Annotated in this window: 11 protein-coding genes; 8 read left to right on the top strand and 3 right to left on the bottom strand. The window is 44.0% G+C overall.

The genetic code is table 11. From position 1 onward, the window contains the following. Positions 1-160 precede the first annotated feature (160 nt). From ebgA to OCV56_RS12615, 7 genes are all read left to right on the top strand, one after another. Positions 161-3,277 carry a beta-galactosidase subunit alpha gene (ebgA, locus tag OCV56_RS12585; RefSeq protein WP_086715302.1) on the top strand — a complete coding sequence of 1,039 codons (3,117 nt, stop codon included), beginning with the start codon at positions 161-163 and terminating at the stop codon, positions 3,275-3,277. Between the two features lie 3 nt (positions 3,278-3,280). Then, complete coding sequence (locus OCV56_RS12590) at positions 3,281-3,733, top strand: beta-galactosidase subunit beta (RefSeq protein ID WP_086715304.1); 453 nt, start codon at positions 3,281-3,283, stop codon at positions 3,731-3,733. Positions 3,734-3,930: 197 nt separating this feature from the next. Beyond that, positions 3,931-5,355, top strand: coding sequence for an amino acid permease (locus OCV56_RS12595; protein WP_086715306.1), 1,425 nt, complete (start codon positions 3,931-3,933; stop codon positions 5,353-5,355). A gap of 574 nt (positions 5,356-5,929) precedes the next feature. Next, on the top strand, positions 5,930-7,363 hold the full coding sequence (locus tag OCV56_RS12600) for an amino acid permease (protein ID WP_086715307.1): 1,434 nt from the start codon (positions 5,930-5,932) through the stop codon (positions 7,361-7,363). Between the two features lie 406 nt (positions 7,364-7,769). Continuing rightward, positions 7,770-8,834, top strand: a complete 1,065-nt coding sequence (gene ygjJ, locus OCV56_RS12605; protein ID WP_086715310.1) for a protein YgjJ — start codon at positions 7,770-7,772, stop codon at positions 8,832-8,834. A gap of 15 nt (positions 8,835-8,849) precedes the next feature. Further along, entirely contained in the window at positions 8,850-11,225 is a 2,376-nt protein-coding gene (gene ygjK, locus OCV56_RS12610) for an alpha-glucosidase (RefSeq protein WP_086715311.1), read from the top strand. Positions 11,226-11,595: 370 nt separating this feature from the next. Then, on the top strand, positions 11,596-12,936 hold the full coding sequence (locus OCV56_RS12615; protein WP_086715313.1) for an MATE family efflux transporter: 1,341 nt from the start codon (positions 11,596-11,598) through the stop codon (positions 12,934-12,936). A 268-nt stretch (positions 12,937-13,204) separates the two neighbouring features. On the opposite strand, the gene OCV56_RS12620 is transcribed toward OCV56_RS12615, so the two are convergent. Beyond that, positions 13,205-14,131, bottom strand: coding sequence for a LysR family transcriptional regulator (locus OCV56_RS12620; RefSeq protein WP_086715315.1), 927 nt, complete (start codon positions 14,129-14,131; stop codon positions 13,205-13,207). 101 nt (positions 14,132-14,232) lie between these two features. On the opposite strand from OCV56_RS12620, the gene chrA reads away from it, so the two are divergent. Beyond that, positions 14,233-15,381 carry a chromate efflux transporter gene (gene chrA, locus OCV56_RS12625; RefSeq protein WP_086715316.1) on the top strand — a complete coding sequence of 383 codons (1,149 nt, stop codon included), beginning with the start codon at positions 14,233-14,235 and terminating at the stop codon, positions 15,379-15,381. Positions 15,382-15,557: 176 nt separating this feature from the next. Here chrA and OCV56_RS12630 read toward each other — a convergent pair whose 3' ends face one another. Further along, a complete protein-coding gene (locus OCV56_RS12630; protein WP_086715318.1) occupies positions 15,558-16,478 on the bottom strand; it encodes a glycosyltransferase family 2 protein in 921 nt (306 codons plus the stop codon). Beyond that, positions 16,471-18,258, bottom strand: coding sequence for a hypothetical protein (locus tag OCV56_RS12635; protein WP_086715319.1), 1,788 nt, complete (start codon positions 18,256-18,258; stop codon positions 16,471-16,473). Before OCV56_RS12635 ends, OCV56_RS12630 begins: the two co-directional genes overlap by 8 nt. Positions 18,259-18,269 lie beyond the last annotated feature (11 nt).

An 18,269-nucleotide genomic window follows, 5' to 3' on the forward strand; every position in this document is an offset into this window, starting at 1 on the left:
AAAAACGTGATGGAGTTAAAGTAAAACGTTTTCACTAATTTCATTTAGTAAAAGTTTTACTAATAATTACCTCAGTCCAAAAATACTCGTATTCACTACGACCCAATTACGCATAAGAACGTCGGTCAGCAAACTGCATTCAGACCGAGAGAGAGGCAACGTGAACAACTGGGAAAACTTCCTGAACTTACATGAGAACCGTATGGCACCGCGTGCATACTTCTTCTCGTACGCATCAGAAAAAAGTGCAAAAACGTTTCAGCGTGAACTTAGCAGCCATTTCCAACTATTGAGTGGCCAATGGAATTTCAGCTATTTCACCAACCCACTATTAGTTCCTGAAGAGTTTTACTCTCAAGAGATGAGCTACTGGGGCAACATCACGGTTCCAAACATGTGGCAAATGGAAGGCCACGGCGATCTTCAATACACAGATGAAGGTTTCCCATTCCCAATTGATGTACCTTTCGTACCATCAGACAACCCAACAGGCGCTTACCAACGCTCTTTCTTCCTTGGCGAAAGCTGGGACGAGAAACAAACCATCATCAAATTTGATGGCGTTGAAACTTACTTCGAAGTTTACGTAAACGGCGAATATGTTGGCTTCAGCAAAGGCAGTCGCCTAACGGCTGAATTCGATATCTCTAGCCACGTAAAAGCAGGCAACAACCTACTGTCTATCCGCGTGATGCAGTGGGCCGATTCCACTTACATTGAAGACCAAGACATGTGGTGGACAGGCGGTATCTTCCGTGATGTTTACCTTGTCGGTAAAGAGCAACTGCACGTTCAAGATCTAACGGTTCGCACTGACTTCGATGATGCTTACCAAAGCGCTACCCTATCGTGCAACGTTGTATTAGAAAATCTAGCCGCAGCGGCAAACGCAAACCTTGAGTACGCATTGCTTGATGGCAGCCAAGTTATCTCGCAAGGCTCAGTAGATAACCTAACTGTTCCTAACCAACAGACTGGCGGCAATGCGAATACTCAATTCTCTATCGATGTAGTGAACCCTGTTCAATGGAACGCTGAAAACCCATACCTTTACCAACTATTGCTAACGCTAAAAGACGCCGATGGCAAAGTGCTAGAAGTCATTCCACAACGTGTTGGTTTCCGTGACATTAAAGTTCGCGATGGTCTGTTCTACATCAACAACAAATACGTGATGCTGCATGGTGTAAACCGACACGACAACGACCACCTAAAAGGTCGTGCTGTCGGCATGGATCGCGTAGAGAAAGACCTTGTGTTGATGAAGCAACACAACATCAACTCAGTACGTACTGCGCACTACCCGAACGACCCACGCTTCTACGAGCTATGTGATATCTACGGTCTATTCGTTATGGGCGAAACCGATGTCGAAACACACGGCTTTGCTAACGTTGGCGACCTAAGTCGCATCACAAACGATGTAGCATGGGAAGCGGTGTTTGTTGAGCGTATCGAACGTCATATCCACGCTCAAAAGAACCACCCTTCTATCATCATGTGGTCGCTAGGTAATGAATCGGGCTACGGCTGCAACATCCGTGCTATGTACGATGCGGCAAAAGCAATTGATGACACACGCTTGGTTCACTATGAAGAAGACCGTGATGCTGAAGTGGTCGACATCATTTCAACCATGTACTCACGTGCTCAATTGATGAATGCCTTCGGTGAATTCCCTCACGAAAAACCACGCATCATCTGTGAATACGCGCACGCAATGGGTAACGGCCCTGGCGGTTTAACCGAATACCAAAACGTATTCTACAAGCACGATTCTATTCAAGGTCACTATGTTTGGGAATGGTGTGACCACGGCATTCTGGCGCGTGATGAAGAAGGCACAGAGTTCTACAAGTACGGCGGTGACTACGGTGACTACCCGAATAACTACAACTTCTGTATGGACGGCTTGATCTACCCAGACCAAACTCCAGGCCCAGGCTTGAAAGAATACAAGCAAGTCATTGCCCCTGTGAAGCTTCGCGATTTTGATGCACAAACTGGCACCTTTACCGTTGATAACAAGCTTTGGTTCTCAAACATCGATGACTACACCATCACTGCGGAAATCCGTGCTGAGGGCGAAACCATTGCAGTACAACACATCAAGGTTGAAGAGCTGGCTGAAAACTCTAGCCGTGAACTGACACTTAACTTGCCACAACTTGATGAGCGCGAAGTGTTTGTGAACTTTACTGTACGCAAAGATTCTCGCACGCCTTACAGCGAAGCGAACCACGACATCGCGGTGTACCAATTCCAAGTGAAAGAGAATACAGCACAGCTAGAAGCCTTCACCAACAACAATGCAACGGCACTGAATGTTGAAGAGTCTCGTCTTGCTTACCTAATCAAAGGCCATAACTTTGCACTTAACTTCTCGAAAGTGAACGGCAAGCTGACGTCATGGTTAGTAAACGGTGAAGAGATGATTAAGTCAGAGCCACGAATCAACTTCTTCAAGCCAATGATCGATAACCATAAGCAAGAGCACGATGGTTACTGGGAGCCTGCACACCTACAAATCATGCAGGAGCACTTCCGCACGCTTAACGTTGAACAGGTAAATGGCAAGGTAGAGATCACGACCACCAGCATCATTGCTCCACCTGTATTTGATTTCGGTATGCGTTGTGAATATCGCTACCAAATCAGCGCTGAAGGCCAACTGAACGTTGAATTAAGCGGTGAACGTTACGGTGATTACCCACACGTGATTCCAGTGATTGGTTTCGATATGGGCATTAATGGCGACTTTGACCAGGTTCAATACTACGGCCGCGGCCCTGAAGAGAACTACCAAGACAGCAAGCATGCCAACATGATTGACGTTTACCAATCAACGGTTGCAGACATGTTCGAGAACTATCCGTTCCCGCAAAACAACGGCAACCGCCAGCATGTTCGTTGGGCTGCGCTTTCAAGCCGCGCGGGTAATGGTATTGCGGTAAAACCACAGCAAGAAATCAACTTCAGCGCATGGTTCTACACCAATCAAAACCTGCACCAAGCACAACATACCATTGAGCTAGAGAAGAGCGGTTACATCACGCTGAATCTAGACCACCAAGTGATGGGCTTAGGCTCAAACTCTTGGGGAAGCGAAGTGTTGGATTCTTACCGCGTGTACATGGATGAGTTCCGCTACGGACTAACTCTGATTCCATTCCAAGCAGGCGATTGCGACGCACAACACCTAATCAATCACAACTTTGGTGACGAGTTCTTCACGGCGAATACGCCAACAACTCAACCACAACAGAACGAGGCATAAACGATGATCGTTTTAGACAACCTAGAGCAATTTAAAGTCGTTTACCGCGACGGTCGTAAATGGCAACGCTGTGTAGAAGCGATTGAAAACATCGGCAACATCAAAGATGGCGTGATGTATTCGATTGGTGACTCACTGGCTTACATGATTGAAGACGGTGTGGCTCGTAACACAGAAAACTTCACCGGCAACCGACGTTATTTCGATGTTCATTACTACTTGGAAGGTCGTGAAACCGTTGAGTTTGCAGCTAAGTCTCAACTTGAACAGACCCAAACTTACAGTGATGAAACCGACCGTGAACACCTACTGGGTAACGGCGAGACTCGCGAGTTGATTGAAGGTCAAGTTGCGATCTTTGATAACAGCAAAGCTTACCGCTTTCACGGTGATAACCGAGTTCGCAAAGTAGTGCTGAAAGTGACTATCGAAGACGGTTACTTCCTTAATAAGTGAGTAATTGAAGCTAAGTAAGTAACCGAAAACAAGCTGCTGAAGCTAAACAACTGAAAGCAGCAACAAAATCTATTCACAGTGTGTACCGAGCCTTGCCGTTCAAGGCTCAGTCACACTGCATAACGCCTTTACGCTTCTTCCCTACAAGGAAGCTTAAAGAAATAACGACTATAATTACGTGACCCTTGGAGGACACTATGTCTGAATCTGTACGCGGTAAGTTAGGTAAATTTGCCTTACTCTCCATGACATTTGCAGCGGTATTTAACGTTCGCAACATTGTAAACAACAACATCGAATTGGGATTGAGTTCAGCCCCTATCTTTTTGCTCGCAACTCTTATTTACTTCATTCCATTCGTATTCATCATTGCTGAATTCGTATCCGCAAATAAAAATTCTGAGTCAGGCATGTATGACTGGCTTAAAAAACCGCTAGGCTCAAAACCTGCCTACCTAGGTTCGTTCCTATATTGGTTCGTAAACCTTTTCTGGTTTGTATCTCTGCTACCAAACGTAATCGCATATGCGTCTTACGCGATGTTGGGCTATGAATACGCCTTCTCGCCAGTCGTGACATCGGCCATCTCGATTGCTCTGTTTGCAGCAGCGACACACATCTCAACCAAAGGCGCGAGCTGGTTAGGTAAAATTGCCGAGATCGTGGCATACGGTGTATTCGCTCTATTTGCAATCTACGTTATCGGTGCACTAATGGCACTCGGCGGCAACCATGAACCAGTAGAACCAATCACGCTTGAAGCAATGACACCGACCATCAACTGGGCAACGCTAGGTATCATGTGTTGGATCTTCCAAGCAGCCGGTGGTGCAGAAACCGCAGCCGCTTACCTAAACGATGTTAAGGGCGGTCACAAGTCTTTCATCAAGGTTATCATTGGTGCGGGTATCGCAATCGGCGCTATGTACGCAGTTGGCTCTCTATTGGTAAACGTATTCGTTGCTCGTGACGAACTGACCTACGCTGGCGGTATGGTTGAAATCTTCACTGGTATGGCGAACTACTTCGACATTTCACAATCTCTAACGGGTCGCTTCGTCGGTATTATCCTATTCGTTGCTATGTTCGGCTCAATGATGATGTGGACAGCGGCTCCAGTAAAAATTCACTTCTCTGAAATCCCTAAAGGTGTTTACGGCGAGAAGACAACAGAGCTTAACGAACACGGTGTACCAGTGCGTGCAGCTTGGTGGCAGTTCGCGTTTGTATTCGTCATGCTAGTGGTTAACGGTTTTGGCTCTGAATCAGTACAAGACATGATGAACACTGCAATCAACCTAACGGCTGGTACAGCAATGCTTCCGCCTATCTTCATCATGGTGGCGTACTTTGTATTCCGCTTGAAGCATGACGATACACCGCGTGATTTCCGTATGGGTACTCGCGTTCAAGGAATGGCTGTTGTATCTGTACTTATTGGTATCTTCGTTGTGAGCATGACGGCATCGGCATTCCCAACAGGTGTTGACCTAATGCAAGCCTTCTTCGTCAACGTATTCATGACGGCAGTGTTCTCAGCTATCGCTTGGTGGTGGATCTCTCGCTTTGAAAAGAAACAAGCAGGTAAAGACGCAAAGCTAGCAACGGCTAAGCAGTCGTAACACTCAGCATGAACCCCAACTTAGAAAGCGCCTACCAAGGCGCTTTTTTTGTTTTAAATCAGACAATTAAATAACAAACCAAGAAAATAAAAACGGCATTCTGTCAAGATTTCACTTCACGAAAAACACCAATGAATAGGTAATAAAACTCGAATAAAAACCAAGGTAAAACATTAACTAAATTTATTTACTCAAGGTCACATATTTGATCAATTTCGATTAACTTCCCGCCGCTTAATCTTTAATCTTCTTGCTGAAGAGACAAACTAATTCATATAAAAAAAGCGACACAAAGCCCCTACAAGCCTTATAAATAGTCGCTTATGAAACAAGCAACCTCTTCAATGAACTTCTTAATCTTTAACTCTTTGTATTGGTAATAACTTTACTGAAATACCAGAGACAAAAAGCCCAAAGAAGTCCGATCGTAAATCTATAAAAACAACAATGAGCCAACCCTGACAAAACAAAGCGGGTGTTTGCCAAACCAACATAACAATAAAAGTGCGGCCTAGGGCTTCCCTCTCTAGGACCAAGTTATAACGATCATCAACGTGATTCACCGGAGAACATCATGTCCGAAAATAAACGCAGTACGATAGGCAAATTTGCCCTACTGTCTATGACCTTCGCGGCGGTATACAGCTTCAATAACATCATTAATAACAACATCGAGATCGGCCTTTCTTCGGCTCCGATGTTCTTTCTAGCAACCATCTTTTACTTTGTGCCCTTTTGTTTGATCGTTGCAGAGTTTGTGTCACTGAATAAAGACTCTGAAGCGGGTGTTTATTCTTGGGTTAAAAGCTCGCTAGGCGGCCGCTGGGCGTTTATATCGGCTTACACATACTGGTTTGTTAACCTGTTCTTCTTCACCTCTCTGCTACCTAGAATCATCGCTTATGCGTCGTATGCGTTCTTAGGTTTTGAATACATATTCACGCCAATGACCACCGCAATTCTAAGTACCATTTTGTTTGCGGTCGCGACTCATATTTCTAACAACGGCGCGAAATTACTGGGCCCTATCACGTCACTAACATCATCACTGATGCTGCTACTAACGATGTCTTACATCTTGCTATCTGGTGGTGCTTTGGTAGGCGGTATCGAGCCAGCAGACCCAATCACCATCGAAGCCATGACACCAAGTTTTAACTGGGCGTTCCTTGGTGTAATCACTTGGATCTTCATGGCGGCAGGCGGTGCAGAATCGGTAGCGGTTTACGTTAACGACATCAAAGGCGGTCACAAATCTTTTGTTAAAGTTATCATCATCGCGGGTATCTTCATTGGTGCGCTTTACTCGGTAGGATCTGTGTTAGCAAACGTATTTGTTGCTCGTGAAGAACTTAAATTTACTGGCGGCTCAGTTCAAGTTTTTGAAGGTCTAGCAAGACACTTTGGACTGTCTGAAATCTTGATGAACCGTTTCGTTGGTGTGGTTTCATTCACAGCTATGCTGGGTTCTCTACTGATGTGGACAGCGACACCAGTTAAGATTTTCTTCTCTGAAATCCCTAAAGGCATCTTCGGCGAAAAAACCGTCGCACTTAACAAACAAGGCGTTCCAGAGCGTGCGGCTTGGGTTCAGTTCTTCATCGTAATTCCACTGATGTTCATCCCAACACTGGCGTCGGACACAGTACAAGACTTAATGAGCACCATCATCAATATGACAGCCGCAGCCTCTATGTTGCCACCACTGTTCATCATGATTGCTTACCTACACCTACGTGTAAAACTTGACCATCTACCTCGTGACTTCCGCATGGGTTCTCGCCGAGTAGGTATCACCGCAGTGTCGATTCTTATCGCTATCTTTACGGTTGGTTTCTTTGCATCAACCTTCCCAACGGGCGCAGACATCATGACCATCATCTTCTACAACGTGGGCGGGATTGTGATCTTCCTTGGCTACGCATGGTGGAAGTACGGTCAATACGAGAAAAGCTTATCTCCAGAAGAGAAGAAACTAGAAGCAAAACCTGAAGCGGCGAATGCTTAGTTTGACCCCACATTCTGATTGAAACTTAAGGCACTCCCATTTGGCGAGTGCCTTTTTATTTGTGGGTACATTTCCACTCAATCCCCCGTTTTCACCAAAGCCATTCAAGAAAGAAGACATTCGAGTCAGCAATCTAACCACCCACAAAATGATTCACAACCTGAATACCTACAACCCCAACCATGCCTCTGCAAATTCAACTTAAAGTCAAAATAAAAACAAGGTAAACATTTACTAAAAATAGATCACACTTTTGACCCTAATTAATTTTAAACATCAAAATTATCATTAATATCGGTTTTGCGATCGTAAGTAACCTGACCAATACGCCTTAAGAGCACCCCATATTAGAAGTCAAGACTACCTACGAGCCTTCATTTATTAACCCGACATAGAAGTGAATAAAATGAAATTTAGTTTTACTAAAACCACTCTTATTACAAGTTGTATTCTTGCTGCCTTAACTGCTAATGCAAACGCTGAAGAATCAGCGGCAAATCATAGTGACACTCAGCCCCCTGAAGCTGCCTCACAAACTCTATTTAACTTTTATGGTGAGCTTGGTCTAGGTGGTCACGTTGCATTAGAAGGTGATGACAAGGGTCGCTACGCTGACGGTACATATATCGAAGCAGGTCTCGCTATCGAACATGGCAACTGGTTTGGTCTTGCATATATGGAAGGTTGGACAGTACAAGCCGACGATGAAGGCAATGCATGGGCAACTGGTCATGGTTGGGGTGGCTTTGAAGGTGGTTTTAACCGCTTCTACGCTGGCTACCGCACAGATAACAAAACAGAGTTTATTGTTGGTCGTATGGACTCTTCACTGGATGACGTTCAATGGTGGGGCGATGCAACCGTCGAATACGGTTATGCAATCTCTAACACTCGCGATGTAAACGTAGGGGTCAAAATTCAAAACTTAGAAGGCAAGCTTCGCTACAGCGTTTCTTTCGCTCCTGAGTCTGACTTCTCTGAAGATGACGCTCTTATCCATTTCGGTAAATACGATAGCTTTGCAGACCAATGGAAAGACAAGAACGCCATGGTCAATGGTTACTTACAATATGACCTCACTGATGACCTAACATTAATGGGTGGCGGTGAAGTCCGTAATAACGATGGCGGAGAGCTATTCCTATTGGGTGCTGAATACAAAAATGTTGCTGCACGTGTTTGGCACGATACAGACAAGGGTAACCAAGAGTCTTTCGGTAGTGAGTCTGGCATTCAAACCAGTGCATGGTACGAAGCAGCACAAGGCGTATACCTATCAGCAGCCTACAACTACGCAAACTTCGACGGCGACAACGGTGAAAAAGAAATCACCTCTTACATCAATGCTGGCGTTTGGTACGAATACGGCAACGGCGCATTTGCGACGGCCTTCGATAGCCGCTTTGGCGTAGGCAGCGATACTGAAATCGGCGACGCGCAAGTGTTCGCAATGCAATACTTCTACTGGTAATAACAGGAACTCATCATGAAACTGAATAAATCATTCGCAGCTCTCGCTATCGGTGCAGCACTTGTTGTTACTGGTTGTACATCAAACTCTGGCTCAGAACAACTGCAAGCTAACGAATTTAAGAATGTTATCGACCGCACTGGCTCACCAGAATACATGCGTGACTACGACTTCGATGACCACCAACGTTTTAACCCATTCTTCGACCTTGGCGCATGGCACGGTCACCTACTGCCAGATACTGCTGAAGGTATGGGCGGCTTCCCAGGTACTGCACTGCTTACCGAAGAATACATCAACTTCATGGCTGATAACTTTGACCGTCTAAGCGTGTTCAAAGATGGCAAAAAAGTGGCTTTCACCATGGAAGCTTACAGCCTGCCGGGCGCATTAGTTCAGACGCTGAAATCTGACGATGTGACAGTAGAGATGACGATGCGTTTTGCTTCTAACCGTACCTCTCTGCTAGAAACGAAAATCACCACTGACTCGCCAGTTGAGTTAGTGTGGGACGGTGAACTGCTTGAAAAAACACACGCGAAAGAGGGCGTAGCGCAAACTGATAAAACTATTGCGGAAACCTACCCTGAATACAACCGCCAAATCGTTGCAACCGACGATGGTTTAAAGGTGACTTTCGGTAAAGTACGTTCAACGTGGGATCTATTGACCTCTGGCGAATCTGAATACCAAGTTCATAAGTCGATTCCAACCCAAACTAAGGTCGATGGCCTAACGTTTACTTCAACCGCAAGCATTGAAGAATCAACCACCATCTACACCACATACTCGCACGTTTTAACGGCAGAAGAAGCGCAAGCGGAGCAGCCTGAGATCAAAAAGATCATGGCAAACCCTACCGACTTCTTAGCTGCATCTGAAGCGCGCTGGGAAGGTTACCTAGAGATGGGCTTAACCAACCCGAATGCGACACCTGAGCAAGAGCGTGTTGCAGTAAAAGCGATGGAAACCCTAAATGGTAACTGGCGTGGCGCAGCAGGTGCAATGGAGTTTGACTCAGTGACGCCATCTGTGACAGCACGTTGGTTCTCGGGCAACCAAACTTGGCCGTGGGACACATGGAAGCAAGCTTACGCAATGGCTCACTTCAACCCTGATGTGGCGAAAGACAACATCCGCGCGATGTTCGCTTACCAGATACAGGCTGACGATGCCGTTCGTCCATGGGATGAAGGCTACGTGCCAGACCTACTGGCGTACAACCTTAGCCCAGAGCGTGGCGGGGATGGTGGCAACTGGAACGAACGTAACACCAAACCAAGCTTAGCGGCATGGGCGGTAATGGAAGTCTACAAGACCACCAGCGATGAAGCTTGGCTAGAAGAGATGTATCCAAAGTTAGTGGCTTACCATGATTGGTGGCTACGTAACCGTGATAACAACGGCAACGGTGTTCCAGAATACGGCGCAGCACGCGACAAAGCACACAATACACCTGAAGGCGAAATGTACTTCACTGTGGTTCGTGGCGATAAGCACGAAACCGTCGTTGGCCAAGCCGCACTGGATAAAGTCGTGGCAGAAGGTAACTACGATTACATTGAAAGCCCTGCTCAAACTGCGGCGTCTTGGGAATCTGGTCGTGATGATGCCGCCGCTTTTGGTTTCATCGATAAAGATCAGCTAGACGCATATGTTGCTAACGGCGGCAAGCGCAGTGACTGGGATGTTGAGTTCGCTCAAAACCGCGCTGAAGACGGCACGCTACTGGGCTACTCTCTGCTGCAAGAGTCTGTTGACCAAGCAAGCTACATGTACAGTGATAACAAGTACCTAGCGGAAATGGCGGACATTCTTGGTAAAGATGCCGAAGCGAAAGAGTTCCGAGAAAAAGCCGAACACCTATCGAACTACATCAACACCTGTATGTTTGATGAGAGCACAAACTTCTTCTACGACATTCGCATTGAAGACAAACCATTGGCGAACGGCTGTGCGGGTAAACCGATTGTAGAGCGTGGTAAAGGTCCTGAAGGTTGGTCACCACTGTTCAACGGTGCAGCGACTCAAGATCATGCTGATGCGGTTGTCTCTGTGATGAAAGATACGTCTGAGTTCAACACCTACGTTCCACTGGGCACTGCAGCGCTTTCTAGCCCAGCATTTGGCCCAGATATTTACTGGCGTGGACGCGTATGGGTAGACCAATTCTACTTCGGCCTAAAAGGCATGGACAGCTACGGCTACCGTGACGATGCTATCGAGATGGCGGGTGCATTCTTCGACCATGCTGATGGTTTGGTACAAGACGGACCCATTCGTGAGAACTACAACCCACTAAACGGTGAACAACAAGGCGCGCCAAACTTCTCTTGGAGTGCGGCTCACCTATACATGCTTTACAACGATTTCTTTACTGACGCAGAGTAAATCGATCCCCCTAAACTGTCCTCTGAAATGTAAGTTAATAAATTTCAGGCTTTGGCACTCAGCATTTAGCTGAGTGCCTTTTTTATGGCTAGAAGAATGGGACTTAGACCATTTGGCCTACTATGATCCTTTTACCCTGTTCGCTGTACTCCGCAAGCACAGGCAAGCTTTTGTTCATTAAAAACAAAGAGTACTCTTGCTATGAAACTCCGCTCAAAAATTTCATCACTCACACTGAAACATTAGGCTCTGAAGACTTATTCGAATTTTATTTATCCTTATTAGTCTTCCGGACATTAATTTGATATGCGTTTACTAAATAATCGCTAAACTATAGTGTCGCCTACCCCTTTTTTTTGAGAAAACCTAAATGCCTAATGCTGATTCCACCCTAAATAAACGTATGGGAATCGTTGCGCTCACCTGGCCAATTTTTATCGAAGTTCTTTTAAGAACCGCACTCAATACCAGTGATGTGTTCATGTTATCGGGATACTCAGACAAAGCCGTGTCTGCCGTTGGTGTTATTTCTCAGATATCCTTTTTTCTGATCATTGTCTCGACCATGGTCAGCAGTGGTACTGGTATTTTAATCGCGCAATACAACGGTGCCTCTCGCACTCAAGAGAGCGCTCACGTGGGTGTAGCGAGCATCATTCTGGCCATTATTGCCGGTGTGCTACTGAGTGTTATTGCGGTTCTTGTCGCTGAATTTTTTATCCCTCTCTACCAACTCGAACCTCAAGTCGAACAGTACGCACAAGAGTACCTGTTCATCAGTGGTGCTCTCACCTTCAATGTAACCATAGGTGTAGTCCTCACCACCATTTTGCGCAGTCACGGCTACTCAAAATCCCCAATGGTGATCAACATGATTGCTGGTGTCATCAACGTATTCGGTAACTACTGCGCTCTCTACCAGCCTTTTGGGCTACCAGTCTACGGTGTACAAGGGGTTGCGACTGCGACAGTGATTAGCCAAGTGATCGGGATGTTGATCTTAATTGGTGTGGTCAGAAGTAAAGGCATTGATCTACCTGTGAAGCAATTCAAATCCGTTCCGAAATCTATCTATCAAAGAATAATGAAGATTGGCTCAATGAATGCGGGAGAAGTGCTTTCTTACAACATGGCACAGATCAGCATTACCTTTTTTGTCGTTCAGATGGGTACCTCATCACTGGCAGCATTTACCTACGCACAAAACATCGCCCGCCTCTCTTTTGCATTTGCACTGGCGATTGGTCAAGGCAGCCAAATTCAAACCGGTTACTACATAGGTAAAGGATGGATCGACGAAATCACTCGCCGTGTGCAGCGTTACTTTGTGGTTGGGTTTATCGCCTCAACCGCGATTACTTGTATGGTTTATGTGTTCCGTTTCGATATTCTCGATCTGTTCACGCAAGACCCAGAGATCATTGCGCTAACTGCAGCACTGATTGCCGGTTCCATCATTCTTGAAGCTGGCCGAGTATTTAACCTGATCTTTATCTCTTGTCTAAAGGCCGCTGGCGACATTAAATTCCCAATAAAAATGGGCATTCTCAGCATGTGGGGCATTGGGGTTGCCATGAGCTATTTGCTCGGCGTGCATTGGGGATATGGAGTATTCGGCGCTTGGATGGCGATTGCAATGGACGAGTGGTTCCGTGGAATCATCATGGCCTATCGTTGGCAGGCTAAAAAATGGACTCGATTTTCCTTTTAGATTGTTAATGGTGCCTTTAAATTTATCTCGCCCAAAAGAAAAAGCGCTAGGGGGATCTAGCGCTTTTAAGACCAACTAAGTCCGTTTAGCCTGGCAGTTTTTTCAGCTACATCATTAGGATATAACCATTTTTTTACTTAGGTAAATCAAAAAGTCTATTCTTTACGACTGCTTTGAGTCGTAAATTAAGTATAGTCGGGTTCTTATAATAAACCGGATTTTTCTAAAATTAATTCAGATAAAATTGGCGACCAACCTGCAAAGTAAACTACCCGGAAATCACAGATGAGATCGCATTAGTAATCAATTTTCTAAGTAGTTTATTTTTATCATCTAATTGCTTTGTCTTTCTATAAACAAGCTGGATATCAAAATCTGGAACATCTATCGGTGGTTTTACAGCCAGCAAAGTTTCCTCAGCACCCATATCATTGCGCGCCACTAGCCTAGGAACAATGCATAGCAATTCTCTTCCACGAATTAATCGCTTTACTGTTAAAAAATTACTTGAAGATATCGCCACTTTTCGGCTGAGGCCGAGTTCACCCAAACGAGTATCAACTCCCGTCTTTAACGATCCAGCCGGAGAAACGAGCGCGTGCTCGACAGCAACAAATTGTTCTAGCGACATCGGCTCCTCAATAGATAGAACCGACTGATCAAGTAAACAAACATGTTGCTCCGTGTACAAATGCTTTGTTCGATATTGCTTTGGTACCTCACCAAAGCTGCCTATCGTCATATCAAGCTTGGCATCTTCAAAGACTCGCTGGTAGTTACTCCGATTTACATTAAACAACGCCACTTGGGAGTAAGGTGAGGATTGCTTAATAAGGTCAAACAATATAGGAGCGAACATCTGCTCAGCATAATCAGTAAGTCCAATCTTCCAAGTTCCTTTATAAGTCATGGCATCAAACGATTTAGACAGCAGCACCTCTGACTGAATGGTATTGAGTAAAGTCTCTACCGTACTGGATAATTCGACGGCTCGGTCGGTCGCCTCCATCTTGCTACCCACACGCTCAAATAAAGGGTCATCAAACAACTTTCGTAGCCTTTGTAAGCTATGACTCATCGCAGATTGACTGACATAACAACGCTCAGCAGCCTTACTCACGCTATTCGTTTTATACAAAGCCTGCAGTGCAATCAACAAGTTAAGGTCGATCCCTTTCCAGTTAAAATCAGCCATAAAACAAAACCCATATTATTCATAGTTATAATTAAAATGATTAATTTGAATCATAGTGCAACTCCACCTAAATTACGCTAAACATTTATCTGGAATCGATCATGCTTTCAATTTTTAAAACCTTTTTCTGGCTTGGCTGGATTAGCTTCGGTGGACCTGCGGCACACATTGGCTACTTCCGTAAAACCTTTGTTGAAAAACTGAATTGGTTGTCCGACGAAGAGTACGGGCAGATTGTCGCTCTTAGTCAATTTCTGCCGGGCCCAGGTTCAAGTCAAGTTGGCTTCGCGGTTGGCTACAAGAAAGGTGGATTAACCGGAGCCATTGCTGCATTTGTCGGCTTCACTTCCCCATCTGTCATCCTTATGTTGATATTAGCTTTGGTGAGCAATCAGCTATTGGAAGCACCTCTGTTTAATTCAATCATTCACGGTTTGAAGCTGCTTGCAGTTGTAGTGGTTGCTGATGCCACATTTGGTATGTACAAAAACTTTTGCCAATCAAAAGTCGCGACCGCGCTGTGTGTCATTACCGCAATTGTTTTGCTTTTGCTCCCTGGAATTTGGCCTCAAGTGTTGGTTCTAGTATTTTCGGCAATGGTCGGCAGTAAGTTCTTGACGTCTCAAGAGCTAAAAACGACACCTTCAACACAAAAAATATCGGTAACACCTCTCGTGATTTTTGTTGCGCTATTGGTTGGCCTGCCTCTATTCAGTGCTTACTCTCAAGGTATTGAAGTGTTTGCCCTTTTCTACCAAGCGGGTAGCTTAGTATTCGGTGGCGGCCACGTTGTACTTCCGTTACTACAAAATGGTATCGGTGACCAACTGTCTCAAGATGCCTTCCTAACAGGTTATGCTGCTGCGCAAGCGGTTCCTGGCCCGATGTTTACTTTAGCGACTTACCTCGGTTATGTATTAATGCCGTCGTCGCCAATTACAGGTGCGCTTTTAGCAACGATTGCGGTGTTCTTACCGGGCTTCTTATTGCTACTGGGTGTACTGAAGAACTGGCAGGCAATTGCGAATAAACCTTTGGTGGCTGGCGCGCTTACTGGTGTGAATGCAGCTGTTGTGGGTTTATTGCTAGCAGCGTTGTATCAACCGATCTTCACAAGCGCAGTGAGTAGCGGTTTAGACTTCGCTCTAATCATTGTTGGTGTGTGGTTATTGAAAACAGTGAAGATGCCTATTGTTGGGCTTGTAGGATTATTCATGTTATTTGGTGCAATGACAGGTCTTACTGTCTAAATAATAATTGAGAGTGAGAAGTGGACTAATCGCTTACTTCTTACTTCTTACTTCTTACTTCTTAATTTCATAATGTAGTCCGCCTAGCAGGCGCTACATACTGGTAATGGCAATTCCACATAACCACTCAAATTCTGATTGCTGATTGCTGATTCTTGGCCTAATATCTCGCCAAATTATTTACCGTCCTTAAACCTTAAAATAGAGAGTATTCTCATCTCTCGCCTACCTCGTGATACGTTATCAAGTATTAAACCGCAGAAAAAAGACATCACAGCGATCAAAGCTATTGAGCTAGACAAAACAGCGGTAGGTAATCTGTCAACTAACCCTGTATCAACAAAATCAACAATGACGGGGATACCCAAGATCAATGAAATAAGACCAAGCAATATCGAGAGCACTCCAAAGAAAAACATCGGTTTCACGTCTCTCAGTAGGAATAAAATAAAGTTAAAAATTTTAATACCATCACTCAAGGTGTTTAGCTTGCTAGAAGTACCTTCCGGTCTAGATTGGTATTGAGTCGAAACTTCTTTGATAGACATATTATGATGCAGCGCATGCACGGTAAGCTCTGTTTCTATTTGGAAGCCATCGCTGAAGATAGGTGCGGTTTTGACAAATCGATGGCTCATAATTCGATAACCAGAAAACACATCATTCAACTGAGCATTGAATGCTAGGTTAATCAATGATGAAAACATCTTATTGCCGAGGATATGTCCTTTGGGGTAAGCGATTGAAGTTCGCTCTCGGCTTCCAATGATCATGTCAAGCTTTTCAGTCTTTAATTGCTCGATCAACGCTGGACATACTGACGCGTCATAAGTGTCATCACCATCAGCCATCACATAGATATCAGCGTCGATATCAGAGAACATCCGCCTCACGACCTCTCCTTTACCTTGGCGAGGCTCATGTCGCACAATCGCCCCAGCTTGTAACGCCTCGTTGACCGTGTTGTCGGTTGAGTTGTTGTCGTAAACATAAATAGATGCATCAGGTAAGGCTTGTTGAAAAGACGTAACCGTTTCGCCAATGGCTCCGGCTTCGTTATAACATGGGAGTAATATCGCTACTTTCTGTTTATTCATACTCACTCCTTACTTTAAAAACTCGGTAACCGTCCTCTATTCCAATGTATGTAACGTCTAGCCAAGCCGGAATATTATCCCCATGAAGTCTTCTAACTAAAGAGTCCTCGCTTCCAGAATTCTTAAGGAGGGATAAATGGGGGTCATTACCGATCAATATATAATCAACTTTTTTATCTACTATTTTGTTTCTTGCCAGAAGCATGTCCTCTTCTAACATCACTTCAATCAAAAATTGGTTACCTACAATATTTCGATGATAGGGAGCGGCGATTATACTGTTGTTCGTTTGGGCCAATACAGGTGCACCCGTTTCTATTCCTGAAAGAATTGTATGTGAGTTAATACCGTTATCTTTTAACACCTTAAAAATGACTGGTAACTTGTCGCTCTCATCAAAAGTAGTAATGATTTTCTCTGTCGGAGACAAAGCAAGAATGACAAATGCTAGTGCTAACGGCGCTCCAGAAAAAATAAAAATTGCTTTGACGAGTGAAGAGCGAATGTATTCTGCTAGCTGCAAAACAACATATGCTTGTAAAGGAGCAGCTAAAACAAAACACAACCTCATCACCCTAATCTGCCAAAATATCGCAAGGACTAAATTGAACATAAAAATGAGATACAGGATTGTACAGTGGTGGTTCTTAAGTCTGAAAAGTGGGTATATAATTGCGGGAACCAATAACAATACATAGTTATTTACAGAAAAAAAACCATTCATTTCTATGTATTTTGCGACAGATTTAGCTTCGGTAACTTGATCAAGCCAATAGACCTTAAGTACTGGAGGATAATCAATAAATAATGCACTGGTTAGTGATGGGTAAAGAACAAAAATTGGTAGTAAACATAACAAACCAATAAAAATAAATATAAATATAAATAATTTTTCCTTAAATTTCTTTTCAACACTAATTAATTGGTTGTAAATATTAACAAAGACCCACCCACTAAAAAAAAGAATGATTAGAATAAGTGAAATTTCATCATATTTAAAAACAAAAAACTCATCGTAAGGTCTATTTAATAAAACCGCACAGGATCCAAAAATCGTACAAGTCGCGTATAGATTAGAGATATAATTAAACCACTCGTCACGAACGAAACAGTAATAGACTGTATAAATAATCAAGAAAATCATAAAGAATAATACATTATCCATCCCTGTCCATAGGGATATAGACAAAAAAACGGCCTGAGCATATACCCGCCATGATTGCCTTAGATTGTTGATAGAAGTCGGTGTTACTGATAAGAAAAGCGTTGCTAAAATAAGTTGGATGTTATGGTGGTCAATCGAACCAGGCAGAAAATGTATAATGGCAGGTGAAGAGATAGAAAACATCATGCTTACAAAACGATACTTATCTCCAAAATAACACTCACACAAGTAGAAACATGATAATGCAAAGATCCATAAATAAAGCAAAGGAACAATAGAAATCGAGATAGTATAAGCAAGACTATCATCAAAAATAAATAACAATGGAAAAGCGACCAACGATAACATTAAGTCTGGAAACCGAGACCAATGAATAATCAAGCCATCATCAACATTGAAATTATTCATCGGTTCAAGATACCAATGACCACTTTTCATCCACTCCTGAAACTGAACAAAACGCATATAATCATCATTATCATTCAGGTTGAGTATTGAAATGCTTTCCCACTTATAAATAAATATAACAATGGCACATACGAACCAAATTACAGAAATAGCGATGATGTCTTTTTTAAAACTTTCACTTTGAGGCAATATGAATATCCTTTTCATTAAGCCAAAAT

It is taken from the genome of Vibrio gigantis, from assembly GCF_024347515.1.
Lineage (GTDB): Bacteria > Pseudomonadota > Gammaproteobacteria > Enterobacterales > Vibrionaceae > Vibrio > Vibrio gigantis.